This is a genomic window from Actinoplanes sp. NPDC048796, from assembly GCF_040650035.1.
Classification (GTDB): domain Bacteria; phylum Actinomycetota; class Actinomycetes; order Mycobacteriales; family Micromonosporaceae; genus Actinoplanes.
Window position 1 is genome coordinate 259,006 of record NZ_JBEZGO010000002.1, and the last position, 25,201, is coordinate 284,206.

Here is a 25,201-nt window from a genome sequence, read left to right on the forward strand (position 1 = left end):
TCGCGGACGGGCACCGTCGCAGCAAGTCGAACAAAGGAGAACACCATGCGCGCGGTAGCCGTCACCTCCGCTCACCACCTCAGCGACGTCGAGGCGCCCACCCCCGTACCGGCCCCGCACGACCTGCTGGTCCGGGTGCACGCGGTCTCGGTCAACCCGGTCGACGTGCAGAGCGCCGGCCGCGGCCACGGCATCCTCGGCTACGACGCGTCCGGCGTCGTCGAGGCGGTCGGTTCCAAGGTCACCCGCTTCGCCCCGGGCGACGAGGTCTACTACGCGGGAAGCATCCGCCGCCAGGGCAGCAACGCCGAACTCCAGGTGGTGGACGAGCACATCGTCGGCCACAAGCCGACCACCCTGGACTTCGCCGAGGCGGCCGCCCTGCCGCTGACCACGATCACGGCCTGGGAAGCCTTGTTCGACCACCTGCGCCTGAACGCCGACAGCACCGGCACGATCGTCGCCCTGGCCGCGGCCGGCGGCGTGGGCTCGATGATCACCCAGCTGGCCCGGCAGCTCACCAAGCTGACCGTCATCGGCACGGCGTCCCGCCCGGACTCCCGCAAGTGGGCCCTGGAGATGGGCGCCCACCACGTGATCGACCATCACGCGGGCCTGGCCAACGAGGTCCTGAAACTCGCACCGGCGGGCGTCGAGTACGTCTTCTCCCCGCACTCCAAGGGCAACGTCGGCGAATTCGACCGGATCCTGAAGCCGTTCGGCCACGTGGTCGCCATCGACTCGGTCGACAGCATCCAGGACCTGAAGTCGAAGAGCATCACCTGGCACTGGGAGCTGATGTTCACCAAGCCGATGTACGCCCCGACCGACGACAGCCAGGGCCGCCTGCTCGACGAGGTGGCCCGCCTGGTCGACGCCGGCACCCTCCGCACCACACTGACCACCCGCCTGGGCCCGATCAACGCCGCGAACCTGACCGAGGCCCACCGCCTGGTCGGCACCGGCAAGGGCTCCCACTACGGCAAGGTCGTGGTGGCCGCCTGACCCGCGTCTCGTCAGGCCAGGTCGAGGTCGAGGCGGGACTCCAGCGCCTGTTTCGTCCGGGTGTTCGGGGGCGTTCCGGACAGTGCGGGCACGTTCCGAACGGTGGCCGGACGGCTTGCGGGGCTGATGCACTCGGCCTCTCACCACCGGATGAGAGGACGTGAGATGGTCAGAAAACTGGTTGCGAGGATCATGGTCGTCGTCGCGGCGGCGACGGCGTCGGTGGTCGCGTTCGGCGCGCCCGCGATGGCGTTCACGAAACGGACCGAGTGCATCTACGACGGCGTGGACTACATCATCGGGCAGAAGATCTACTTCGTGGCCGACAACGGCCGGTACAAGGGCGAGGTCAACTGGTACTTCGGGTCGCCCAACAGTTTCGGCATCTTCGACCTGGACACCAGCGACACCGCGCGGACCGAGCTGCGGGTGGACGTCGGCTCGACAGTCAGGTCGTACGACCAGTCCGCCGACGACAACACCGGCATCCTCGACATCCCCGGAACCGTCCGCAAGTACCGGGTGGTCTGGGACGGGCACCCGACGATCTGGCTCCCGCCGCAGACCTGCAACCTGGTCGGTCTCTGAGAGGAAGATCCATGCGCAAATTGAGTACGTTCCTGGCCGCGCTGACGATCCTCCTCGGCGCCTTCCTCGTGTCCGCCCAGCCGGCCGCGGCCGCCGGGCACCGCTGCGCGGTGATCGGCACGTCCGGCGTCTATCAGGGTGTGCACTGCATCGACGTCTACCGGGACGGCCCCTTCGCGGCCTCCGACAACTCCGTCTACTGCCAGAAGGTCCAGAACGGGGTGACCACGATCGTGGCCTGCAAGTCCCTGCGGGAGCAGCCGGGGACCTGCTCGAACGCCTACGCCCAGTGCGCCTACAGCGGACGCGGCGAATGCGGCAGCGCCGGCCACTCGCCGTGCCGGGCCGCCAAAATCGTCAACTCGTCGCCGGTCATCGCGCTGAAGTGCGGCTACGACTACTGGGGCATCACCGCGAACACCTACATCGTGCTGCCGAACGGGGTGCCGACCAGCACCGCCAGCATCGCCACCCCACATTTCGCGGTAGGCAACACCAACTGCACAACCGACTAACTTGAGTTTTAACGTGCAGCTGTGCGGCATCGACCCCGGCTGATCATGAGGACAGCCCTTGATCGATCATCTCTTCTTGTCTAGGGAAGAAAAACCGAATCAAGGGCTGTCTGACGATCAGTGTGCCTGACGTCGATCCAGGGGATGCTTTCGGGCGTCTGGCCGGGTTCAGGGCCGAGTTTCACCGTTGTCTCACCGCACGTGGCGACGCGTTGTTTGAGCTGGCAGACGCGATGTTGTGCGGAGACACACCGGTGCGTTCGCTGGCCGAGTTGTCGTTGGCGGGACAGCATCGGCGTGGTCACGGAGCGATGTATGCGGGCCTGAATCGGGGCCGGATCGATGTCGACCGGATCCGGTGGCGGATCCGGATCGGTGCCCCGGGGTGTGACGTGCCGGCCGAGTACGCGCCCTGCCCGACGATCCATGGGCTGTTCCGCCGCTGGCAGCGGGACGGGATCGGGGAGAAGATCCTGGCAGCGTTGCAGGCCCACGGCGATGCCCCGGGCCGGATCGACTGGGCGGTCAGCGTGGACTCGATGACCAGCCTGGGCTCCTCAGCACGCCGCGGGGGGCCGCATCGACGGGCACCTGCATCTGGCCTGCGAGCAGGGTCAGAAAGTGTTGTCGATGATCGTCACCGCCGGGCACCGCGGCGACAGCCCTCAGTTCATCCCGGTCCTGCGCCGCATCCGGGTAAGCCGGCTCGGTGTCGGCCAGGCCCGCACGCGTCCGGTGCTGGTCCTGGCGGACAAGGCCTACACCAGCCGCGGCAATCGTTGTTACCTGCGCTCCCGCGGGATCAGGGCCTGCATTTCCAGCACGAGCGACCAAGACGCCCACCGCAAAGCCAAAGGCTCCCGCGGTGGACGTCCGCCGACGTTCGACCCGCAGCTTTACCGGCTGCGCCACGCCGTCGAGAACGGCATCGCGCGGCTCAAAAACGCCACCACGGTGTTGCCACCCGCTACGACAAGGTAGCCGTTCGCTTCCAAGCCGTCCTGACCATCACCGTCATCAGCGAGTGGCTCTGACCTAGCTATGAAACACGCCTTAGCGACGAACGCTCGTGCTGGCCAGCCGGCTCAGCAGTCCGGCCGGCTCGCCGGCGGTGCTGAACTCGACCGGCGTCTCACCAAGACCGCTCGTCATGACGGCGGACTGTGCTCAGCGGGTACGACGAAGGCGCGACGGAAAGGGGGCCGCGTGGCCCCCTTTCCGGGTTCAGGCTGAGAAGTACGGGGTGATGACGGCGCGGGCCAGGGTGTGGCCGGTCAGGTTGAAGCCGAGGAAGGCGGGGGTAGAGTCCTGGTCGATGCCGATGGACTCGACGTCGACGGCGTGGACGGCGATGTAGTAGTCGTGGCGGCCGCTGCCGGCCGGCGGGGCGGCGCCGATGTAGCGGCGCAGCCGGGCGTCGTTGGCCAGCTGCCAGGCGCCCTCGGGAATCGCCGTGCTGTTCTCCGCGCCGGCGTCGGTGGGCAGGGACGTCACCGAGGCCGGGAGGTCGGCGATCGCCCAGTGCCAGAATCCGGAACCCGTGGGGGCCGTCGGGTCGTACACGGTCACCACGAAGCTCTTCGTCTCGGCCGGGAAGCCCGACCAGGAGAGCTGCGGCGAGACGTCCTCGCCGCCGGCGCCGAAGACGCCGCTCGCCTGCGGGAGCTTCATCTCCGCGCCGTCGCTGACGTCGGTGCTGGTCAGGGTGAAGGACGGGACCTTCGCGATCGCGTCGTACGGGGTGGTCACGTTTTGCTCCTAGGTCGTTGGGACCCTTCGAACGTAAGGAGCGCGGCGCCATCGCCCATAAGTCGCTCGACCGGGTGGTTCCAGGGCCAGGAGCAGGCCGATCGAGATCCAGACGTACGTGTTGCTGCCGATCAGGGCGAGGAACCCGTGGGCGCCGGCCCACCAGAGCCAGACGACGCTGCTGCTGAGCACCACGTAGACGGCCGCCAGCACGATCAGCCCGCGCCGGGAGGCGCGGCCGGCCAGCAGGAACAGGGCCGGCAGCAGCCACACCAGGTGGTGCACCCAGGTCACCGGACTGATCAGGCAGGCCACGATGCCGGTCAGGGCGAAGCCGGTCGTGTCGTCCCGGGCCGCGCGCACGCCCAGCCACCAGATGAGCAGGATCACGGCGACGGCGAGCAGCCACCAGAGCGGCGAGACGCCCAGGCGGGCGACGACTCCGCGCAGGGATTGATTCGAGACGTACGCGAGGTTGCCCACCCGGTCGGTGTCCCACAGCGCCCCGGTCCAGAAGCGGCGTGACGTGTCGGGGGCGACCAGGTAGGCCAGGACGGTCGCGGCGGCGGCCGTGCCCGTGGCGACGGCGGCGGCCCGGTATTGGCGGGTCAGGATCAGGTAGCCGATGAAGACGGCCGGTGTCAGTTTGACGGCCGCGGCCAGGCCGATGCCGACGCCGCGCCACTGGGTGCGGCGCAGGTCGGAGCAGACCAGCACGAGCAGGGCCAGGTTGACCTGGCCGAAGCTGAACGTGTCGCGGGCCGGTTCGAAGACGAGGACCGCCAGGAAGGCCAGCGCGGCCGGCATCCACACACTTCGGCGCCGCATCGGGAGCAGATACCAGCGCAGCAGCAGGGCCACGCAGGCCGCGTTGAGCGCGACACTGAACGCGATCGCCACCGGCCAGCTGGTCAGCGCGAGCGGGCTGAGGACGAGGGCGGCGAACGGCGGATAGGTGAAGCCGTACTCGGTGTCCTGGTAGAGGTAGTCGTACAGTTCGCCGCCGTCGACCAGCCAGTAGCGGACGGCGCCACGGTAGACGCCGAGGTCGAAGAACTCGCGGAAGGTCGGCACGGTCACCAGGAAGACGCCGACGGCGAGCGTGGCGACGGCGACGAGGGCGAAGGCGCGGGGCCGGGTCATCGGGTGGTCGCCTCCAGGGCGGGGGCCGTGGCCAGGCGTACGCCGAGAAAGCCCGACAAACCGAGAAGCACGCCCGCGGTGGCGAGGAGGAACTCCTCGGTGTCGACGGCGAAGCCGTCCGGCAGGACGGCCAGCACCAGGACCGCGCAGGCGACCGCGAGGGTGTGCCGCACCCAGCGGTGACCGGCCGCGGCGGCCAGCGGGACCAGGCCCCAGATCAGGTACCAGGGCCGCAGCGCCGGGCCGAAGGCCACGACCGCGACCAGCACGATGCCGAGGCCGTAGAGCACGCCGAGCTCCCTGATCTGCGACCAGACCAGGCCCGCGACGACGAGGGTGGCCAGCACGCCGGCCCACCGCCAGAGGTTGAGGACGAAGACCTCGCCGACCCCGTCGCCCGAGAGCAGTCCGGCGGTCCAGCGGCCGAGGACGTTGACGAGCGAGAGGTTGCCGGGCGAGATCGGGGTGTCGAGGGTGCCGAGCCAGCCGTATCCGGTGCCGGCGACCGCGGTGAGGATCCCGGTCGTGGCGGCGGCGGTGGCGGTGACCGCGCCGCCGGCCCGGGCGAGCGGCCACCGGCCTCGCAGCTGAGCGGCCCAGATCATCGCGACCGCGGCCAGGCCCAGGATGGCGGGCACCTTGACCAGCGCGGCCGCCGTGACCAGGACGGCGCCGAGCACGGGATGCCGCTGGACGGCGGCGGCCAGGCCGGCGGCGAGCAGGCCGACCATGAGGGCGTCGTTGTGGGCGCCGCCCACGAAGTGGATGAGCACGAGCGGATTGAGCACGGCCAGCCAGAGGGCGGCCGGCGGCCGGATCCCCGTGCTGCGGGCCAGGATCGGCAGGACGTACGCGAGAAGCGCCAGCCCCGCCACCGCGACCAACCGCATCGCGACCACCCCGCCGAGCAGATGCTCGCCGCCGAGGAGACGGGCGAGGCCCAGGAAGACCGGGCCGTACGGGCTGGGGGTGTGCTGCCAGATCTCGGGAACCTGCGCGGCGATGAAGCCGCCGAGGCCGGCCGGGCCCTGCCGGTAGACGTCGAGCCCTTCGCCGGCCATGAGGCCCTGCGCGAGGTAGCTGTAGACGTCCCGGCTGAACAGGGGCGGCGCGGCCAGCAGGGGCGCCGACCACAGGGCCAGGGTCCGCCACATCGCGCCGACGTCGTCCGGGAGCACCTGGCCGTACCACCACCAGGCGAGCAGCAGCAGGGCGAGCCCGCCGTAGACGGCGACCAGCCCGAGGCGCACGTGGGTGAGCCCGGCGAAGAAGCTCACCCCGACCGGCAGCGCCCCGGCGCCCAGGCCGCCCACGGCGATGAGCACCGCCCCGAAAAATCCGACGGCGCGCGACCAGCCGTGATCCCCGAACACCGCAGCACCCTTTCAGCGAAGGGTGTCGAAGTGGGTACGGCCGATGAACGGCCTACTTAACCGTGAGCGAGCGGCCGACGGCCACGGCGGCGGCGGGGAGAAAGCGCACGAGGACGACAATCGGCCCCGCCGCCCGGTACTTAAGTGATCTGGGTCCGCAGCGGGGGAAAGCCGTTGAACCCCACGGAGGCGTACGTGGCGGTGTACGCGCCGGTCCCGAGGATCCGCACCACGTCGCCGGCCTCGAGCGCGAGCGGCAGCTCGTAGTGGGCGTGCTGGTACATGATGTCGACGCTGTCGCAGGTCGGCCCGGCCAGGATCACCGGGCCCATCGGGCCGTCGTCGCGGGTGGTGGCCAGGGCGTACTGGATGGCCTCGTCCTCGGTCTCGGCCAGCCCGCCGAAACGGCCCACGTCCAGATAGACCCACCGCTGTTCGTCCTCATAGGACTTCTGGGCGACGAGGACGACCTCGGCGTGCAGCACGCCGGCCGGCGCCGCGATGTACCGCCCGGGCTCGATCATCAGCGCCGGGCGGCGTTGCCCGAAGTTTCGCGATATGGCGGCCTCGATGGCCGCCGCGTAGGCGGTGATCGGAAGGGCGGAGACGCGGTAGTCGACCGGGAAGCCGCCGCCGGCGTTCAGAATGCGGAGCGAGTGTCCACGTTGTTGCAAGAAGCGGAATATGTCGGCCGCGACGGCGATGCTCGGCTCCCACCGCTCGGGGTCGAGCTGCTGCGAGCCGACATGGAAGGCCAGCCCGGCCGGATCCAGCCCGCGGGCGGCCGCCGATGTCATCAGGTCGGCCGCCATGTCCGGCGTACATCCGAATTTGCGGCTCAAGGGCCATCGCGCGCCCTTCGACGAGGCCAGGAGCCGGCAGATCACCCCGGATCCGGGCGCGTGGGCGACGATCTTGTCGAGCTCCCCGGCGCTGTCGAAGGCGAAGAGACGGACCCCGCGGGCGTACGCGTAGGCGATGTCCACCGCCTTCTTGATCGGGTGCCCGTAGCTGAGCGCCGCCGGGGACGCCCCGGCCGCCAGGCAGAGGTCGATCTCGGTCCGGCTGGCCACGTCGAACCGGCATCCGGCCTCGACGAGCGCGCGCAGCAGGGCCGGCTCCGGGTTGGCCTTCACGGCGTAATGGATCTGCGCGCCGGCGAAGGCGGCGGCGATCCGGCGGTACTGCTCGCCGGCCACCTCCACGTCGATCACCAGACAGGGGGTCCGGCCGAGGGCGCCGGACGCCGTCACTTCCTCATCCGCAGTCACGGTCATAACACAGAGTATTGCCATGAACGCATAGAGTTGTCGATCCGGTGACACGAATAGACAGGTTTACAGTTGTCGCCGTGTCAGAACGGCTGGACCTGCTCTCCGCCCCGGAGCAGCACGCGTACCGCCTGCTCGTGCGCATGTCCGGCGCCACCGCCGACGACCTCGCCGAGCAGGACGGCCTCTCCGCGGCCGAGGCCGCCGACGTGCTGGAATCCCTGCACCGCAAGGGCCTGGCCACCGGCGGCCCGGCCTTCCACGCCCTGCCGGCCGACGTAGCGCTGGGCGACGCGCTCCTGCGCGAGCAGCAGGCCCTCGAGTCGGCCCGGCGAATGGTGGCCTCGCTCAGCGAGGAGTACCGCAGCAACACCCGCCGGCGCAGCGCCGACCATCTCGTCGAGATCGTCGTCGGCGCCCCGGCGCTGCGCGACCGGCTGCGCGAGATGCAGGACTCGGCCGAAAAGGAGATCCTGTGGTTCTGCCGGGCCAACCCGATAGCCATGCAGGGCCCGGAGAACACCGAGGAGAACTCGGCGCTGGAGCGCGGCGTCCGGTACCGGGCGATCTACGAGCGGGAGCTGCTCGAGAAGCCGGGCGAGCTGGACAGCATCGTCGAGGCGATGAGCCTGGGCGAGCAGTCCCGGACGCTGCCCGCCCTGCCCGTGCGCCTGGCCGTCGCCGACCACCGCCTGGCCATCTGTCCCCTGGTGCCGGACGCCGCGCGGGGCGTCGGGCCGCCCACCGCGGCGTTGATCCGCCCCAGCGAGCTGCTCGACGCCCTGGTCGCGCTCTTCGAGAGCTACTGGGACCGGGCGACCCCACTGGTGCCGGACGGTGGCACCGAGGAGCCCGATCGGCTGTTGCTCTCGCTCTTCGTGTCCGGCCTGCCGGACAAGTCGATCGCGACCCAGCTCGGGGTGAGCCGCAGGACCGTCCAGCGGCGGTTGGACCGCCTCATGGACATCGCCGGCGTGGACACCCGCCCCGGGCTGGCGTTCCAGGCCGCCCGGCGCGGCTGGTTGTGACGCAGGTGGTACACCGGCACGCCGACCGGACCGGCGTTCTCGTCGAAGGGCCTCATCGGCCGTAGGCCCTGATCACGGTCTGCCGGACGGCGTTGCCGGCCCGGTCGCTCGCGGTGACCCGCAGCGAGACGATCCCCGCGCCGGCCTTTGTGCGCCAGGTCCGGCCATCGTCCATCGAATACTCGACCTTCACCCGGTTGGCGCCCGGCACGCTGATCCTGGCTTGGTGGCCGGCAACCCCTTGAAGATCAACCGGCACGTCGTACGACGGCTGAAGCAGCGGCAGCTTCCCGTTCGCCGCGGACTTGAAGGTCCACTCGGTCGACGTGGACGTGCCGTACAACCACTCCTCGCCACCGCGCTTCGTCGTGACCGACAACGTGAAGTCGCCGGCCGGCACCGCCACATCGCGCCACGCGTTGGGGTATTCGCCGACGACCACGCCGTTGCGGGACAGCGTCGCCGCCTGGCCGGCCGGGTCGAGCTGATAGTGGCCGTCCGCGTCGACGAAGTCGGCCACCCGCAGCTTCAGCAGGTTGCCCTCCCGGGTGCCTTCACCGGCCGGCCGCAGGACCGGAGCGGTCCACGTTTCGGCGGAACGGCCGGGTTTCCCGTACGCGATCGGGTCGTCCTGGAAACCACCGTCGAGTGCGGCGCCGATCGAGTTGAACGGGTACTCGTGGTGGACCTGGTGTTGCCACAGCGTGTCGCCGATGCTGACCCACTCCTCGCGGACCGACGGCGTCCGCACCGCCCGCTGGGCGTCGTTCCAGGAGTACTCCTGAGCCGGCCGCCAGCCGAACCGCTGCTCGCGTACCCAGTCGAAGCCGCCGTTGTGCTGGTAGCGCGAGGTGATCCGCTGCGAGTTGGCCGCCGTCACCCGGTAGACGATCTGGCTGGGCACGCGGTCCCTGGTGACCTGGAAGACGTCGTACAGGTAAGGGCTGCTCGGCGTGAGGGTCAGCGAGATCGAGGCGCCACGCTTGCGGGCCTGGGCGAGCAGCTTCTGCCCGTCGTCGTTGGGAACGACCGCGTTGATGATCGGCATCCGCTCGCCGTCCGGCTGCCAGGAGCCCCAGGCCGACATGGTGTCGGGGAAGACGACCAGCGCGACCGCCGCGCCCGCCTCGGCCGCTTGCAGCGCGGCGTCGTAGTAGTTGTCCGTCTCGAGCACCACGGCCTTGCCCTTGACGTCGCCGTTCAGCCCGGCCACCAGGTCGTACCGCCGGGTCCCGGTGTAGGCCGGGGAGGAGGCCGTCAGGTTGATGTCGACGCCGGGGAGGGACGAGCGGACCAGCGGGGCCACCAGCTGCCAGCGCGAGGAGAACTCGAAGCTGCCCCGGCGGAGCTTGGCGGTCGGGGTGACGTTCAGCGCCTGGACCGAGCTGAAGTTCATGAAGCCGTTGATGATGCCGCGGCCCGACCCGGTCACCCGGTGCACGTAGTAGCTGAACACGGTCCGCTGCTCGGCCGGCTTGGGCGTCTCGATCTTGACAGGCCTGGCGGTACGGGCGTCGAGCGTGATCGTGAGATCGCGGTCGACCTTGAGCTCGGGGTTGGTGATCAGCGTGTCCTGCTCGTCGAGCGGGTAGCCGTCGGCGATCGTGGCGTTCATCAGGTAATCGCCCTCGGCCACCTCGTACGTCCGGGTCTGGCCCTCGAAGATCGCGTCGAGCACGTCGAAGCGCGGATCGTCGCCGAACATCAGGAAGGCGGGCGCCGCGGCCGGCTTCCCCGATCGGTCCACGGCCTTGACGGTCACGGTGTGGTGCGGGCGGTCGAGCGTGCCGGCGAGCGCGGTCGTGACGAGCACGCCGCCCGGCCCGGACGCGGTCAGCCAGCCGCTGATCTGGCCGGGGGTCTTGAGGTCGTGCGTGAGGACCACGTCCGTCCGGCCCCCGGCCGGCACGGTCACCGTCGTCCGCGACGGGGTGATCGCGGCCAGGTCGTCCGTCAAGGTCAGCGTGATCGGGGCGATGCCGCCGTTGGTGTAGGTGACGGTCCGCGTGACCGGCTTCTCGCCCAGCTGGTGGAGGCCGAAGTCGGCCACACCCGTTCCCGCGACCTTCTGGGTCGTGGCCCGGGCGAGGTCGACCCGGCCGGCGCCCTGCGCGAACACCGGGGTGTCCGGCGTGGTCTTCGCGGTGCTGACCAGCTCGTCCTTGATCTGCGAGCCGGTCCAGCCGGGATGCTGCTGGGCGACGATCGCGGCCGCGCCGGCCACGTGCGGCGTGGCCATCGAGGTGCCGGAGGCCGCGGTGTAGAGGTCGTCGACCGGGGTGCCCATCTCGGTGCCGGCGGCCCGGGCGGCGACGATGTCCACACCGGGCGCGGTGATCTCGGGCTTGAGCCCTTCGTCGCCGACCCGCGGGCCACGGCTGGAGAAGCCGGCGATCCGGTCGTCGCGGTCGACGGCGCCGACGGTCAGGGCGCCGGCGGCGGCGCCGGGGGTGCCGACCCGGTAGCTCGCGCCCTCGTTGCCGGCCGCCACCACGAAGAGCGCGCCGGTGGCCTCGCTGAGCTCGTCGACGGCGGCGCTCATCGGGTCGGTGCCGTCGGTCGCCTCACCGCCCAGGCTCATGTTGATCACGCGGGCGCCCTCGTGGGCCGCCCATTCCATGCCGGCGATGATCCCGGACTCGTAGCCGGAGCCGCTGTCGTCGAGCACCTTGCCGATCAGCAGGCGGGCGCCCGGGGCGACGCCCTTGCGGGTGCCGTTGGAGCCGGCGCCGGTGCCGGCGACGGTGGCCGCGACGTGGGTGCCGTGCCCGAAGTGGTCGCCGGTGTCGGCGCTGCCGCTGAAGTCCCGCGCCTCGTCGATCTTGCCGGCCAGGTCGGGGTGGCTCGCGTCGGCGCCGGTGTCGAGCACGGCCACCTTGACGCCCTGGCCGTCGAGCCCGGCCGCCCACGCCCGCGGGGCGCCGATCTGCGCGGTGCTCCGGTCGAGCACCGGCTTCACCTTGCCGTCGAGCCAGATGTGGGTCGCGGTGGTGGCGGTCCGGGCGCCGGTGCCGGCGGCCACCTGCGTACGCCAGAAGTCCTTGAGCCCCTGCTTGTCGGCTTTGACGGCCACCGCGCCGAGGCTGGGAAGCGCGGTGCCGCCCATCCTGGCCTTCGCCGCGGCCCCCTGGACGATCAACGGCAGCGTGCCCCGGGCGGCGTCGCCGTAGCCCTGCTCGATCAGGTGCTGCACGTCGAACAGTTCGGCGTCGAGCCGTCCCTCGCGCAGCAGGGGAAGAGCGTCGGACGGCAGAACGCGGACGCCCTCGCTCGTCTCGACGGTGGCGAAGCGGACGTGTTCGCGGCCGGACCCCGGCCGTACCGTGGCCGCGACCCGGCCGTCACCGGCGGGAGCCAGTTCGACGACATCGCCCGTGATGAGCGTGATCGCTTGCGCGGCCGCAGGGGGAATCCGATTAAGGGCGGTGGTGGGGCGGTCGGAACTGGGGGCCGGGGTGGCGGCGGCGGGACCCGGCGGCAACCAGGTCGCGCCGCCGGCTCCCACCAGGACGCCGACGAGGGCACCGGCAAGGCGCTTCGATGCGGGCAAGGTCGGGCTCCTTAGCGTGCGAGTTGACACGCATTCTGGAGTTCACCGGTTGCTTGCCGGGAGATCTATCGGCTGCCGCAGTGGCGACATGGCGCGATGTGGACAACCGTTGCCTCACTGCATGGAGAGCGCGACCCGCCGCGCCTCGGCCAGATCGGTGAAGCCCTCGAGGCGATAGGTGGTCCCGCCGGTGTCCCAGATCAGGGTGGGCGTGGCCAGCCGGGCGGTGGCGGTGCGCTCGGCGCCGGAACGGTCGTAGTACGTCAGCGTATGCGGCCCCGGAAGCCAGACGGCGAGGGCGCCGCCGACATCGGTCCACTCGGCCTGGCCGGCCTGCTTGAGGAAGGCCGCGGCGGACCCGTCGAACTGATCGAGCCGGATCGAACCGCCCCGGTAGAAGAGCGAGACGACCCGGCGCTGGTCATAGACCTCGGCCCGCTCGGGATCGCCCAGCGCGGCCGGGAACCTGGCGATCTTCCGGGCCTCGTCCAGCGACACGGCACCCGCGCCGGGCAGCGGGCTCGGGCGGGGCGCGGGCGCGGGCGCGGGCGGGGCGCTTTCCCGGCGCACCTCGATCCCGGCCACGCCGAGCACTTCGGCCACCGCGTCCACCACGGCCGCCCGAGCCGGCGCGACCGCGATCACGGTCGCGACGACGGCGGCCAGAACGCCCGCGACCCAAGCCCGCCAACGGTTCGGCGGCTCGGCCAGGCGCGTGCGGACCGCTGCGCGCTGGTCGGCCGGCTCGGGGGTCTCGAGCCAGGTGGACAGGTCGCGGAGCTCGGCGATCAGGTCGTCGTCGCGGTCAGGCATCGCGCACCTCCATGCCTTCGCGCAGCCGGGCCAGGGCGCGGTTGGTCCGGGACTTGACCGTTCCCTTGGGCACGCTCAGGGCGGCCGCGGTCTCCTGTTCGGAGAGGTCCAGCAGGAAGCGGCAGACAAGCACCTCACGGTCGCGGTCGCCGAGCCGCTTCAAGTGTTCGACCAGACGCCGGCGGCGTTCGTGGGCCATCGCCGACTCGGCCGGGTCGGGCGCGTCGGGCCGTGGCCCCTCGGCGACGGCGGCCCGCAACGCGAGCCCGTCCCGGCGACGGCGGGAGCGGTGCAGGTTACGGGTCTCGTTGGCGACGATGGCCAGCAGCCAGGGCCGGAACCCGGACTCACCGCGATAGCGCGACAATTGCCGGTACGCCTTCACGAACGCCTCCTGCACCACATCGTCGGCGTCGTCCCCGGCCCCGAGCAGCACGGCGGCCCGGTGCGCGGCCACGGTGTAGCGGGCGACCAGAAGCTCGTACGCCCCTCGATCGCCTCCACGGGCCCGCGTCACGGCCGCCGCGTCCTCCAGCTCGGTGGTCTCGCTCAGCTCGGACACCTCCACCTCATCCGCACCGACACTGCACTGACACCGCCCACCGCGAAAGGGTTCCGCCGGGAACCTGTTGGCCGCGGCCGGTGTCACCCGGGCATGACGACGCGACGCCGCTTTCTCGCCCTGGCCGGGGGCGCCATCGCCGCTTCCGGGATCGCCGCCTGCCGCGAGCCCCAGGCGGTCGCGACTCCGGTCGCCGTACCGGATCTCGTGTTGGCGGAGACCGAGGGGGGACTTGTCCGGCTGAGCGGCGCCGAGTCGCGGCTGCTCGGCCGGGCGGCCGCGGTGAGCCGGGACGGAACCATCGCGTACGTCGCCGACGACACCGGGCTGACCCGCACCTACACCATCACCGGGGCGTCCATCCAGAAGACGGAGATCGGGGGTGGATGGGTGCCCCGCGTGGTGGCCGAGGGCGGAAACGCCTGCGTGCTCACCACGACGCCGTACGCGGAACCGCCGGCGCCGCGGACGTCCAGCGGCCTGCTCGTGGTCGGTGACGGTCAGCGCCGGAAGTTCAACCTGTCCGGAGTGGTCGAACCGGATGCGTTCACCACCGACGGCGCCGGGCTCTTCGTGCTGGAGTGGCTTCCGCCCGACCTGCCGGACCGCTACCGGGTACGCCTGCTCGATCTGGCCACCGGGAAGCTGGAGCCGCTGTTCACCCGGACCAAGGTGCCGGTGCCGCCGGGCGCCGAGGAGGAGATGCGCGGCAGTGGGCGGCAGGCGGTGCTGTCGCCGGACCGGCAGGTGCTCTACACGCTGTACACGCATCAGCCCGACCACCAGCACACCCGCAACCTGCTCGCCGGGACCCGCAACGACGTGCACGCCTTCGTGCACGTGCTGCACCTCGGCGAGCGCTGGGCCTTCTGCCTCGACCTGCCCGAGCCGTTCGGGCACGGGCCGCCGGAGGGGCACGCGCTGGCCGCCGACGCCACGCACCTCGCCGTTCTGGACGCGTCGAGCGGCTCGGTCGCGTTCGCCTCGGCGAGCTCGCTGGCGATCGAGAAGACCGCCCGGATTCCGGCGGGCCAGGCCGCCGGTCATCTCGCTCTGGGTGGGGGCCGGGCTTACGCCGCTTGCGGTACGGAGGTGCACGCGCTCGCCCGGGACACGGGCCGGGTCGCCGCGCAGTGGTCGCTGGCCGATCCGGTGTGCGGGTTGCGGCTGGGCCGCGACGGCCGGCTCCTGTACGCGGGTGGCCGTGACCGGATCGCCTGGCTGGACGTGTCGTCGGGCCGGGTGCTGGGCCGGGTGGCCGTCGACGGGTTGACGGGGTTGGCGCACGTGGGATGACACTTTCCGGCGTACGACCGGAACTTGCGGGTTTGAATTTTTCGATCTGTTGATCTCTGCTTGGTTGAGCTACTGGTCGAACCGTTCGAAAGTTACGGAGAATTGCCGGAAGTTAATGGTTGACGCACCTGTGTCGTGGCTCCCAAGATGGGATCCAACGACGATCGTCGATTCGCGTGGACGGGCCGCTTCCACCGGCGGCCCGCCCCACTCCCCCTTAGCGACGAGAGGTGACTCCCCATGCCCCGCTGGATCCGTCCTCGATCCCTGCTCCTCGCCGGCGCTCTGCTCGCCGCCGGCGCCGTCGCCGTGGCGCCCCCGCTCAGCGCCTCGGCCGACGCCTCCTGCCAGAACGGCTACGTCGGCCTGACGTACGACGACGGGCCGAACCCGAGCACCACCAACCAGCTGCTGTCGGCGCTGCGCTCGGCCGGCCTGCGGGCGACCATGTTCAACACCGGCCAGAACGCCGCCGCCAACCCGAGCCTCGTGGGTGCCCAGGTCGCGGCCGGCATGTGGGTCGGCAACCACAGCTACACCCACCCGCACATGCTCTCGCTGAACCAGAGCCAGATGTCCTCGGAGCTGTCGCGCACCCAGACCGCCATCCGCAACGGCGGCGGCGGCACACCGACGATCTTCCGGCCGCCGTACGGGGAGACCAACGGCACCCTGCAATCGGCCGCGTCGGCCCTCGGCCTGCGCACGGTGACCTGGGACGTCGACTCCCAGGACTGGAACGGGGCCAGCACCGCGCAGATCGTGCAGGCCGCCGGCCGGCTCACGAACGGCCAGCTGATCCTGATGCACGACAACTACCAGACCACGATCCAGGCCATCCCCCAGATCGCGGCCGGCCTGGCCCAGCGCGGCCTCTGCGCCGGCATGATCTCCTCGTCGACCGGTCGCGCGGTGGCACCCTCGGACGGCCCGACCACGCCGCCCACCACGCCGCCCACCACGACCCCGCCGCCGACGGGTGGGGGCAGCTGCACCGCCACGTACGCCGAGGGTCAGAAGTGGTCGGACCGCTTCAACGGCCAGGTGACCGTGAGCGGTTCGCCGAACTGGATCGTCACCGTGACCTTCCGCTCCCCGCAGCGGGTCATCGCCACCTGGAACACCGCGGCCAGCTGGGATTCGACCGGCCTGGTGATGACCGCGCGCCCCAACGGAAGCGGCAATGTCTTCGGCTTCACCGTCCAGCACGGCGGCAACTGGACCTGGCCGTCCCTGTCCTGCCGAACGGCCTGACGGTTCGCGCTCCGGCGCGGCGCTCTTGTCGCGTCGCGCCGGAGTGGCGTACGAACTTCCCGTGACCAAATCGGTACATTAGGGACATGGCAACGATCTCTCTACGCGGCGCTCTGCTGCGATCGTTGCCTGCCCTGCTCCTGCTGCTGACGCTGGGCCTCGTCGCCCCCGCAGCGGCCGCCGGGCCGATCGCCGCCGGGGTCACCCACAGCACCAACTCCCCCGCCGCACCGGCCGCAGGGTCCACAGCCGACACTCCGGAATCCCCGGACACGGCGCCCGCCCGTACGCCCGGCGCTCCAGCCGCCGACCGCACGCGCGTCCTCTCCGCTCAGCACACCGTCGGGGCCACCGGATCCCGCGGTCCGCCGTCCGCGCACGCCTGACCACCTTCTGACATCGCGCCGCGGCCCCGCCGCCGCGCCCAGGTGGTCGCTGCCCTTTTGCGGACTTTCTCCTTTGAGCGGACAGGACTCCCACACCCATGAACGTCGTCGCCGAAATGCTGCTGACCACCCCCGCCCCCGCCGCCATCTGGGCCACCCTGATGCTGCTCACCCTTCCGGCGGTGCTGGTGCTGGCCAGCCCGCAGGGCGTGCGCCACCCCCGGCAGGCCCTGCGCGACGTGGTCGCCCTGATCCGCGAACGGGGCGACCGCCGCCGCCGGCTCCCGCTGGAGGCCCTGGCCGCCGCCCAGTACGCCGACGAGGTGCGGGTGGCCGCCGACCGGGCCGAGCTGGCGGCGGCCCGCTGGCAGGAGCGCTGGGAGCAGACCACCGACGACGTCACCGAGGCCTGGCAGTCCTGGCTGGACGCCGACGCCCGGCTGCGGGCCCGCCGCTCGGCCGCCGCCTTCGGCACACCGTGGAGCGCACAGACCCCCACCGAATACGCGGCCCGCGAGCGTTTCCTGCACCGCGCCGTCCGCGAGGCCGCCGCCCACGGCTGGCTGCCCACCGCGGCCGTGGCCGACGCCCTGGCCGGCCGCGCCGGCTGGGACCCGCGCCTGCACCCGCTGGAGCAGGAACTGGTGGTTCACCGCGCGGCCGAGGGTCACCTGCGCGACCGCTACGAACGCGCCGTCCGCGCGGAGCAGGAGGCCCGCCACGACGCCGGCCTGGCCCGCTCGACCAGCGACAGCCTCCGCCAGGAATCGTGGTCCGCCACCGACCGCGCGAACCGCCTGCGCCACCTGCTCCCCACCACCGCGACCGGCCTGGCCCCGCACGCGATGGCCGCCCGCCCGGGCCTCCTCTGAACCGATTGACCGGATTCGCAGCCCGCGCCTAAACGACGGGGCGGGGTAGCGCGCGTGACCCCGCCACGGTCAATGTGATGCCCACCACAGCAGTCTGCCGACGGGGGAAGGCAGGACCATGGTGCGCAGAGGAACAGCCGTGCTCGCGCTCGCGGCGATCATCGCCGCCGGGCTGGCGTCGCCGGCCGCCGCGAAGGACACCCAGACGGCCGATCTGCCCTGGCATCTCGACCGGGACGATCAACGGCCGGTCAAGCGCGACCAGCGGTTCAACCACGGCGTCAGCGACGTGCCCATCTACATCGTCGACTCCGGCGTCTGGGCCGAGCACACCGAGTTCGGCGGCCGGGTGGTCAAGTTCGCCGACGTGACCGGGGCCGGACAGGACGGGAAACCCTGCCGTCCGCACGGCACCGCGGTGGCCTCGGCCGCCGCCGGCCGCACCCGGGGCGTGTCGAAGCAGTCCCCGATCATGTCGGTCAAGGTGTCCCACTGCGACGAGGCCACCTCGGTCCAGCTGCGGGCGGGCCTCGACGCCATCGCCCTCCACGGCCGTGCCCCGGCCGTGGTCAACATCAGCCTGGCCTACAAGGGAGTGCTGCCCGAGATCGAGTCGGGCATCGAAACCCTGGTGAAAAGGGGTTACACGGTGGTCACCGGCGCCAACAACACCATGGAGCCGGCCTGTGGCTGGTCCCCGGCGCAGCTCGCCCCGCGCCTGGCCGGCATGATCACGGTGGGCGGCAGCGACCAGAATGACAATCGGTGGGTCACGCCGGAAAAGGGCTCGGGCGACGGGTCGTGCGTGGAGATCTTCGCCCCGGCCGCCGACCTCGACCTCGCGTCCACCGAGGACGCCGCGGCGATGGCCTTCTTCGAGGGCAACTCCGGCGCCGCCCCACAGGTCGCCGGGGCGGCGGCGCTGATCATCGCGGCACATCCGAACTACACGCCGGGCCAGGTCGAGGCGGCCCTGATGGCCGACGCGACCAAGAAGGAGATCTACGGCACGAGCGCCGACTCGCCGAAACGGCTGCTGTTCGTGGCGCCGCCGGCCCAGCCCGGGAAAGCCATCCCCAGCCGGGACCTGAACGAGCTGTTCAACCGGTACGGGGACGCGGGCGGCCACTGGACCGGCGGCGACGAGACCATGTCGCTGAAGCTGCCGGACGGCCGGGTCGCGTGGTTCTTCGGCGACACGTTCCTCGGGCAGGTCGAGGCGGACCACAGCCGGTCCCGCGACACCAGGATGATCCACAACTCGGTGGTCGTGCAGGACGGCATGACGCTGACCGCGACGCTGCACGGCGGCACCGCGGCCAGCCCGTCGTCGCTGGTCGCCACCGGGCCCGACGACACGCCGGGTGACTTCGGCTGGTGGCCGTCCGAGGGGCTGGTGGCCGGCGACGAGGTGCAGGTGTTCTACACGCACGTCGTCGACGACGGGCAGGGCGGCCCGCTGCCGTTCAAGACCGACGAGATCGCGGTCGCCCGGTTCTCGGCGTCGACACTGGCGTTGCTGGGCCTGTCCCGGCTGCCCGGCCTGGGCGTCGACCGTCCCATCAGCTGGGGCTCGGCCCTGGTCGACGGCGAGGACGGGTACACCTACGTCTACGGCCGGGAGATCGTCGACAAACACCGCCGGCTGTACGTGGCCCGCGTGCCCCAGGGGCAGCTCACCGACCGGGCGCAGTGGCGGTTCTGGACCGGCGCCGCCACGCCGGCCGAGCAGTGGTCCGCGAGCCAGGCCGACGCGAGCAGCGTCATGACCGGTGTCGGGGCCAGCTTCAGCGTGAAGTACATCCCGGCCTACCAGTCGTTCGTCCTGGTGACCTTCGACGAGAGCGAAGGGCTGGACAACCGGATCTTCGCCTACCACGCGGGCGTGCCCACCGGGCCGTTCCGGCACGGCTCGCTGATCCACCGGGCGACGGAGGCGACGGCCAGCCGGTACACGTACAACGCCCGGCTGCACCTGGAGCAGGACGCGGGCGGCGCGACCGCGGTGATCTCGTACAACGTCAACAGCTTCGACCCGGACGAGGTCTACCGCGACGCGCGCGTCTACCGGCCCCGGTTCGTCAACGCCACCATCCCCGGGCCGCCGGAGAGCGGCACCTGGCTGCCCGACGCACCGCGGAACCTGCAAGCCGTCCTGGCCGGGAACGCCAAGGTACGACTCACCTGGGACCCGGTGCCGCAAGTGAACCTCGTCCAGTACTGGGTCTACGAACGGCGCAAGACGTTCACCCCGACCGGCCGGGACGTCGGAGCGACCCACTTCACCCGCCGGAGCACACCCGTCCCCAGCCCCGAGACGGAGTTCGATGTCGCCTACGCGGGCGTCTACGAGTACCGCGTCTCGGCCGAGACCCTGACCGGGGAGGGGCCGCCGTCCATACCGGCCTCACTCCCCGTGCCCCTGCCCGCGCCCTCGCAGGCGCCACCGAACCTGACCGGCACGGCCAACCCGGACGGCAGCGTCACGCTGATCTGGGACGAGGTCACGACCCCCGAGCCGTGGCTGGTCAACTATCGCGTGTACCAGCGCGACACCACGTCGGACGATCCGCAACTCCGCCCGGCCCGCAACGCCGTGGTCAACGGGACCACCGCACGGGTCAGTGGGCTCCGAAGCGGCACCCCGTACGAGTTCCAGGTCACCGCGTACAACAACTCGGGCGAGAGCCCGCGCTCGAACACCGTGCGCGTCACACCGACCGCGCCGCCACCGCCCGCGCCGACCGGCCTGACCGCCACACCGAACACCGACGGCTCGATCCGGCTGGCCTGGACGGCCACCGGGCCCGGCCACTGGTACTGGGTGTGGATGCGCAAGTCCGGCGAGACCCAGTTCACCAAGCTGGAGTACCCGGTCACCACCGGCACCACCTTCACCGCCTCCTACCTGACCAACAATCAGGCGTACGACTTCCGCGTATCGGCCATCAGCACGAACGGCGCCGAGGGGCCGCCCTCGGCCATCGCGTCGGCCACCTCGCGGTACGCCCCGCCGCCGGTGCCGGCGAACTTGACCGCGACCTCCAACAACGACGGCAGCATCGGGCTGTCGTGGTCGAGCTCCGGGCCGGGCATCTGGTACTGGGTGTGGACCCGCAACGTCAGCAACGGCGAGACCGAGTTCGGCAAGTCCGTCTACCCGGTGGTCTCGGGCACCACGCACACCGCCGGATGGCTCGAGATCGGCGACGTCTACGAGTTCCGGGTCAGCGCGCTCGGGCCGGGCGAGGCGGAGAGCGCCCAGTCGAACACCGCCCGCGCCACCTCGCGGATCCCCCCACCGGGCGCCCCGGCCAACCTGAGCGCCACCGCCGGCAACGGCCGGGCCACGCTCACCTGGTCGGCCCCGGAGGCCGGGCTCATGTACTGGGTCTACTACCGCCCGGTCGGGCAGGCGGCGTTCAACCGGTTCGACCTGCCGGCGAACAACGTCACCACCTTCACCGCCCTGCCGCTGACCAACGGGCAGACGTACGAGTTCTACGTGACAGCGGTCAAGGCCGGTGTGGAGAGCAGCCCGTCGAACGTCGTCCAGGCCCGGCCGCAGGTGCCGCCACCACCGGCGCCGGGAAACCTGACCGCCACCCCGGACGCGGACGGCAACGTCCGGCTGTCCTGGGTGTCGTCCGGGCCGTCGATGTTCTACTGGATCGAGATGCGCGACGTGAGCGCGGGCCAGGCCTTCCGCCGGCTGGACCTGCCGTTGCAGGACCGCACGACCTTCACCGCGACCGGCCTGGTGCTCAACCACACGTACGAGTTCCGCGTCGCCGCCGCGAACGCCGGCGGCGAGAGCCCGCTGTCCAACGTCGCCCGCGGCGTCACCTTCATGCCGGTGCCGACCCGGCTCACCGCCCACTGGGAGGACCACCGCTCGGCCCAGCTGGCCTGGGACGGCGATCCGGCCGGCATGTACTGGATCTATGTGCGGGACGTGGCCGCGGGCGGCGGCTTCCAGCGGCAGAGCCTGCCCACGAGCGGCCGGATCTCGCAGATCATCGCCCCGTTGCGGTCCAGCGCGTACGAGTTCTACGTGACCCGGGTCGGCTACGGCGGCGAGACGGCGCCGTCGAATGTCGCCTCCCTCGGCCCGCAGCACCCGACGCCGCCGGCCGGGAACCTGGTCACCGCCACCTCGGCCGGTCCATCGTCGTGCCACCCGGTGGACATCTTCTGGATCTGCCAGAGCACGATCACCACGACGGCGCGGCTGACCGACTGGTCGCAGGACTTCCGGGCCGGGCTGAACCTCAACGTCGAGTGGGGCTTCTCCGGCTCCGACTCGGAGGCCCCCGCGATCGCCGTCTGCGAGCCGCTCGACCCCGGCGTGCCCCGGGGCAGCTGCACGGTCTCGACCAGCCGGAAGGTCACCTGGAACCACGGCACGAGCCGCCCACCGGCAAGCCCGGTCGGCCCCACGGTGTGCGTGAACACATCGGCCTGGGCGCCATACTTCCTCGACCAGAACGGCAACTGGATCAAACGAACCCGCACGGACCGCGCCTGCGTCAACCCCGGCGGATCGGCCTAGCGGCCGCGCGAGTCCAGCCCGGGGGCTGGACTCGCGTGGCCGGGACGGGGTGGGTCGGTCAGCTGGTGGCCCGGTTCAGGCTTCTGGGGTCGGCGGGGGCCTGGTACTGGGTGTAGAGGCCGGAGCGGGCCGCTCGCCGCCAGGGGCGGGCCTGGTTTTCGGCGGTCAGGTCCAGGTCGGCGGTGACCAGGGACGGCTCGGAGGTTGCGGGGCAGCGGGTCAGCCAGTCGCCGGAGGGCGTCACTATGCCCGAGGGGGCGTTGGGGGCGTCCTGGGCCGTGCCGGCGTAGCTGACCCAGTAGCTGTTCGCGGCCGCCAACGCCTGGGCCTGCAGGGCGAACGGGCCGTTGTTCACTCCGGCGCCGGGGCCGTGGGTGGAGAACAGGACGCAGTCGACGTCCAGCCGTTCGTACTCGCTGAAGATCTCGGGATAGGTGGCCTCCATGCCCAGCGCGCAGCCGAACCGGGCGCCGTCGACGATGAAGGTGATCGGTTCCGAGCCGGGCGTGTACATGTGGCTGACCTTGGTGTTCGACAGCATCCGCTCGTCGTAGCGGGTGGCGATCGTGCCGTCGTCGGCGATGACGTACAGGCTCAGGTGGGGGCGGCGGGGTGGGGTCAGCGGGTGCACCGAGCCCAGGACCGTCCACAGCTTGAGCGAACCGGCCAGGGCCGCGATCTTCTGGAGTTCGGCGGCGAGCGTCGCCCAGTCGGCCCGCTGCCAGTCGGCCGGGCCGATCAGGTCGGGGCCGGTGGCGGACATGATCTTCTTGCTGGGGCTGGTCAGCGCGCCCTCGGGCAGGTGCAGCAGGCGGGCGCCGGCCGTGTGGGCCTCGCGCATGAGGCGGCGGATCCGCTCGCCGCTGTCGCGCAGGGCCGCGGTGTCGCCCGGGTCGGTTCCGACCGGAAGCTGGGCGACTGACAGTCGTACAGAAGGCATCGAATCTCCTCGCGGAGTCGTGCGGAAGTGCCGCAGAGCAGCGGTGTAGGACTCGCCGGTCTTGGCCGCGCGGGCACGGACCCGGCGTTTGAGATTCCGGTTGGCTGTCATCTGGACCTCCGCTGTCCCGCACGCCGATCCCCCGCGCGATCGATGCGTCCGAGACGAACGAGTCAGGACAGCGGCCCGAGACGACGAGTCCCTTTGCCTCCGTCGGGGACCGCGCGTCGGGGACGGTCGCTGGAGGTTGGGCGTGGGCTACGCCGATCCGGACGCTAGCACAGATCCCCGTCGGGTGGCGTCGCACAAAACCGCCGTGCCCGTCGGCCGGGATGACGCTGCACTGCTCAGCATGACGATTCTGACCAGCGCCGTTTGTGTCCTCGCCCTGGCCGCTCCGCCGCCCGGGCATCTGGAGCTTCGCTATGCCGGTGATCTCGCCGGTCCCACCCAGGTCGCCGACAGCAGCGGCAACGGGCTGAACGGGACCATCCTGACCGGCGGCGGGGGCACGGTCACGTCGGTGACCGAGGACGGCAACCGCTTCCTGCGTTTCCCGGGCGGGCACTGCACGACCGCGCCCTGCCCGCAGGGGATCGTCCGGCCGGCGAGCGCCGTCACCCTCACGCCCGGCGACGGGCGGTTCGTCTACGGGGCCGACATCCGGCTCACCGAGCCGCCGTCGCCCGAGGCCGGCATGAACGTGTTCCAGTTCGGCGCGGCCGCCGCCGGCATCAGCCAGTGGAAGCTCCAGGTCGACTACGGGGTGCCGTCGTGCCGGTGGTCGGACGGCACCGATTTCGTCCTGCTGCCGGCGGATCTCACCCTGGCCGTGGGGCGCTGGTACCGGGTGACCTGCATCCGCCTGTCGCCGGTGTTGTTCCAGATCAGGGTGCACGACGCCGTGACCGGACGGCAGGTCACGCCGCCCCGGCAGCAGACCGCCCCGCTGCGGGACATCCTGCCCAGCGGGAACGTGGTGATCGGCGGCAAGCGGATCAACGCGGCGCAGACGGACGTCGACACCGACCAGTTCCACGGGGATCTCGACGACATCGAGTTCGGGCGCCGGGAGCCGTAGATTCGGTGTCATGACGACGTTGTGGACGCTCGGCTGCGACGCGGTGGATCCGCATCGGCTGGCCGCTTTCTGGGCGCTGGCCCTCGGATACGTACCGGAGCCGGGTCATGACGAGCCGGACGGCGCGTCGATCGTGGATCCGGAGGGGCGGGCGCCCGCGCTGAGTTTCCTCCGGGTCCCCGAGTCCAAGACGGCCAAGAACCGGATGCACGTCGACGTCCGGGTCGGCTCCGAGCCGGCCATCCGGGCGAAGGTGGCCGAGCTCGAAGCCGCCGGGGCGACGTCCGTACGGGATCATCGGTATGGCCCTGACCTGAGTCATGTGGTCATGCTCGACCCGGAGGGCAACGAGTTCTGCGTGGCTTGACCCGTTACGGCTTGGTCAGCAGGCAGCCCGACTTGTTCAGGTCGATCGTGCGGGTCGACGTGAGGCAGGTCGTGAACCAGTACGTCTCCTGGCCGTAGCTCTGTCCCTGCACCGCCTTGGTCGTGCCGTCGGGGTTGACCTCGCACGGGTTGTTCAGCGTGCACATCTCGCCGTCGTCGTTGCCGGTGTTGTTGATGCCGACGACCTGTCCGCTGGAGGCGCTCACGATCGGCGAGCCGGACGTGCCGTGGATGGTGTCGCAGGCGGCGTCGTACCGGATGGAGTCCTTCCAGGTCCACTCGCCTTCGCGGAGCTGGCCCACGAAGCCGTCGACCTTGCAGTTCCAGATCCTCTTCCAGTAGCTGGAGGGGATCGCGATGCTCGCGCCGACCGCGGGCTTGGCGCCGGCGATGGTCAGCGCGGTCGCGCCGTAGCGGGACTGGAGCGTGGCGAAGGTGCTGGTGAGGCGGTAGAGCGTGACGTCGGTGCCGGTCATCGTGGCGTACAGCACGCGGTCGGCCCGGACCGTGCCGAGTGAGCCACCGGAGCTGTTGAGCAGCGTGCCGGAGCGGCTGGAGGTGCGGTTGACCAGCACCTGGCCGGCGCTGAGGAAGCCGCCCTCGTAGCAGTGGCCGTTGGTGAGCATCATGGCCCGGTCGCTGCTGACCGAGCTGGGATAGCGGACCAGCGAGGCCGAGCAGTTGCTCAGGGCGATGGTGTTGGCGAGCGTGGTGGCGGCGACCGCCTGGGCGGGCGATGCGGGCCCGGCCAGAACTCCGGTCGCGGCGGCGACCGCGGCGGCGGCGAGAGCGAGGGCACGGCGTACGCGCATGGGTGTTCCTTTCTGCTTTTGGCA

20 protein-coding genes and 2 pseudogenes are annotated in these 25,201 nt (G+C 71.3%); 13 read left to right on the forward strand and 9 right to left on the reverse strand.

The window, feature by feature from the left end; all coding sequences use genetic code 11:
- Nucleotides 1–45 precede the first annotated feature (45 nt).
- The 5 genes and pseudogenes from AB0C26_RS09440 to AB0C26_RS09460 all read left to right on the forward strand — a co-directional run.
- The gene (locus AB0C26_RS09440; protein WP_360244326.1) at nucleotides 46–1,005 is read left to right on the forward strand and encodes a zinc-binding alcohol dehydrogenase family protein; all 960 of its coding nucleotides are present in this window, start codon (nucleotides 46–48) and stop codon (nucleotides 1,003–1,005) included.
- A gap of 165 nt (nucleotides 1,006–1,170) precedes the next feature.
- Nucleotides 1,171–1,593, forward strand: coding sequence for a hypothetical protein (locus tag AB0C26_RS09445; RefSeq protein WP_360244329.1), 423 nt, complete (start codon nucleotides 1,171–1,173; stop codon nucleotides 1,591–1,593).
- A gap of 11 nt (nucleotides 1,594–1,604) precedes the next feature.
- A complete protein-coding gene (locus AB0C26_RS09450) occupies nucleotides 1,605–2,108 on the forward strand; it encodes a hypothetical protein (protein WP_360244332.1) in 504 nt (167 codons plus the stop codon).
- A 122-nt stretch (nucleotides 2,109–2,230) separates the two neighbouring features.
- Nucleotides 2,231–2,467 (forward strand): annotated as a pseudogene (locus AB0C26_RS09455) (transposase); the annotation flags it as partial.
- Nucleotides 2,453–3,142, forward strand: a pseudogene (locus AB0C26_RS09460) (IS5 family transposase); the annotation flags it as partial. The pseudogenes AB0C26_RS09455 and AB0C26_RS09460, both read left to right, overlap by 15 nt.
- Before the next feature lie 190 nt (nucleotides 3,143–3,332).
- Here AB0C26_RS09460 and AB0C26_RS09465 read toward each other — a convergent pair.
- The 4 genes from AB0C26_RS09465 to AB0C26_RS09480 all read right to left on the reverse strand — a co-directional run bounded on the left by AB0C26_RS09465 (nucleotide 3,333) and on the right by AB0C26_RS09480 (nucleotide 7,650).
- The gene (locus tag AB0C26_RS09465) at nucleotides 3,333–3,857 is read right to left on the reverse strand and encodes a YbhB/YbcL family Raf kinase inhibitor-like protein (RefSeq protein WP_360244335.1); all 525 of its coding nucleotides are present in this window, start codon (nucleotides 3,855–3,857) and stop codon (nucleotides 3,333–3,335) included.
- A gap of 9 nt (nucleotides 3,858–3,866) precedes the next feature.
- A complete protein-coding gene (locus AB0C26_RS09470; protein WP_360244338.1) occupies nucleotides 3,867–5,000 on the reverse strand; it encodes a glycosyltransferase 87 family protein in 1,134 nt (377 codons plus the stop codon).
- Nucleotides 4,997–6,373 (reverse strand): polyprenol phosphomannose-dependent alpha 1,6 mannosyltransferase MptB, encoded by a 1,377-nt coding sequence (gene mptB, locus AB0C26_RS09475; RefSeq protein WP_360244341.1) that lies wholly within the window; start codon nucleotides 6,371–6,373, stop codon nucleotides 4,997–4,999. Before mptB ends, AB0C26_RS09470 begins: the two co-directional genes overlap by 4 nt.
- 140 nt (nucleotides 6,374–6,513) lie before the next feature.
- Nucleotides 6,514–7,650: a type III PLP-dependent enzyme gene (locus AB0C26_RS09480; RefSeq protein ID WP_360244344.1), complete on the reverse strand. Its 1,137-nt coding sequence runs from the start codon at nucleotides 7,648–7,650 to the stop codon at nucleotides 6,514–6,516.
- Nucleotides 7,651–7,724: 74 nt separating this feature from the next.
- On the opposite strand from AB0C26_RS09480, the gene AB0C26_RS09485 reads away from it, so the two are divergent.
- Nucleotides 7,725–8,672: a helix-turn-helix domain-containing protein gene (locus tag AB0C26_RS09485; protein WP_360244347.1), complete on the forward strand. Its 948-nt coding sequence runs from the start codon at nucleotides 7,725–7,727 to the stop codon at nucleotides 8,670–8,672.
- A 52-nt stretch (nucleotides 8,673–8,724) separates the two neighbouring features.
- Here the strand turns inward: AB0C26_RS09485 and AB0C26_RS09490 are convergent, their stop codons facing one another.
- The 3 genes from AB0C26_RS09490 to AB0C26_RS09500 form a co-directional block, all read right to left on the reverse strand.
- Nucleotides 8,725–12,222 carry a S8 family serine peptidase gene (locus AB0C26_RS09490; protein WP_360244350.1) on the reverse strand — a complete coding sequence of 1,166 codons (3,498 nt, stop codon included), beginning with the start codon at nucleotides 12,220–12,222 and terminating at the stop codon, nucleotides 8,725–8,727.
- A gap of 114 nt (nucleotides 12,223–12,336) precedes the next feature.
- Entirely contained in the window at nucleotides 12,337–13,035 is a 699-nt protein-coding gene (locus AB0C26_RS09495; protein ID WP_360244353.1) for a hypothetical protein, read from the reverse strand.
- Nucleotides 13,028–13,597, reverse strand: a complete 570-nt coding sequence (locus AB0C26_RS09500) for an RNA polymerase sigma factor (protein WP_360244356.1) — start codon at nucleotides 13,595–13,597, stop codon at nucleotides 13,028–13,030. Before AB0C26_RS09500 ends, AB0C26_RS09495 begins: the two co-directional genes overlap by 8 nt.
- Nucleotides 13,598–13,690: 93 nt before the next feature.
- On the opposite strand from AB0C26_RS09500, the gene AB0C26_RS09505 reads away from it, so the two are divergent.
- The 5 genes from AB0C26_RS09505 (at nucleotide 13,691) to AB0C26_RS09525 (ending at nucleotide 21,957) form a co-directional block, all read left to right on the forward strand.
- Nucleotides 13,691–14,893 (forward strand): hypothetical protein, encoded by a 1,203-nt coding sequence (locus AB0C26_RS09505; protein WP_360244359.1) that lies wholly within the window; start codon nucleotides 13,691–13,693, stop codon nucleotides 14,891–14,893.
- A 240-nt stretch (nucleotides 14,894–15,133) separates the two neighbouring features.
- A complete protein-coding gene (locus AB0C26_RS09510) occupies nucleotides 15,134–16,147 on the forward strand; it encodes a polysaccharide deacetylase family protein (RefSeq protein ID WP_360244362.1) in 1,014 nt (337 codons plus the stop codon).
- Nucleotides 16,148–16,233: 86 nt separating this feature from the next.
- A complete protein-coding gene (locus AB0C26_RS09515) occupies nucleotides 16,234–16,533 on the forward strand; it encodes a hypothetical protein (protein WP_360244365.1) in 300 nt (99 codons plus the stop codon).
- 98 nt (nucleotides 16,534–16,631) lie between these two features.
- The gene (locus AB0C26_RS09520; protein WP_360244367.1) at nucleotides 16,632–17,405 is read left to right on the forward strand and encodes a hypothetical protein; all 774 of its coding nucleotides are present in this window, start codon (nucleotides 16,632–16,634) and stop codon (nucleotides 17,403–17,405) included.
- Nucleotides 17,406–17,544: 139 nt separating this feature from the next.
- On the forward strand, nucleotides 17,545–21,957 hold the full coding sequence (locus AB0C26_RS09525) for a fibronectin type III domain-containing protein (RefSeq protein ID WP_360244370.1): 4,413 nt from the start codon (nucleotides 17,545–17,547) through the stop codon (nucleotides 21,955–21,957).
- Between the two features lie 58 nt (nucleotides 21,958–22,015).
- On the opposite strand, the gene AB0C26_RS09530 is transcribed toward AB0C26_RS09525, so the two are convergent.
- A complete protein-coding gene (locus tag AB0C26_RS09530) occupies nucleotides 22,016–22,897 on the reverse strand; it encodes a carbon-nitrogen hydrolase family protein (RefSeq protein ID WP_360244373.1) in 882 nt (293 codons plus the stop codon).
- 352 nt (nucleotides 22,898–23,249) lie between these two features.
- Here AB0C26_RS09530 and AB0C26_RS09535 point away from each other — a divergent pair, with 352 nt between their 5' ends.
- Together AB0C26_RS09535 and AB0C26_RS09540 are read left to right on the forward strand one after the other, a co-directional pair.
- Nucleotides 23,250–23,978, forward strand: coding sequence for a hypothetical protein (locus AB0C26_RS09535; protein ID WP_360244376.1), 729 nt, complete (start codon nucleotides 23,250–23,252; stop codon nucleotides 23,976–23,978).
- A 10-nt stretch (nucleotides 23,979–23,988) separates the two neighbouring features.
- A complete protein-coding gene (locus AB0C26_RS09540; RefSeq protein ID WP_360244379.1) occupies nucleotides 23,989–24,345 on the forward strand; it encodes a VOC family protein in 357 nt (118 codons plus the stop codon).
- A gap of 4 nt (nucleotides 24,346–24,349) precedes the next feature.
- Here AB0C26_RS09540 and AB0C26_RS09545 read toward each other — a convergent pair whose 3' ends face one another.
- A complete protein-coding gene (locus AB0C26_RS09545; RefSeq protein ID WP_360244382.1) occupies nucleotides 24,350–25,177 on the reverse strand; it encodes a serine protease in 828 nt (275 codons plus the stop codon).
- Nucleotides 25,178–25,201: the final 24 nt, after the last annotated feature.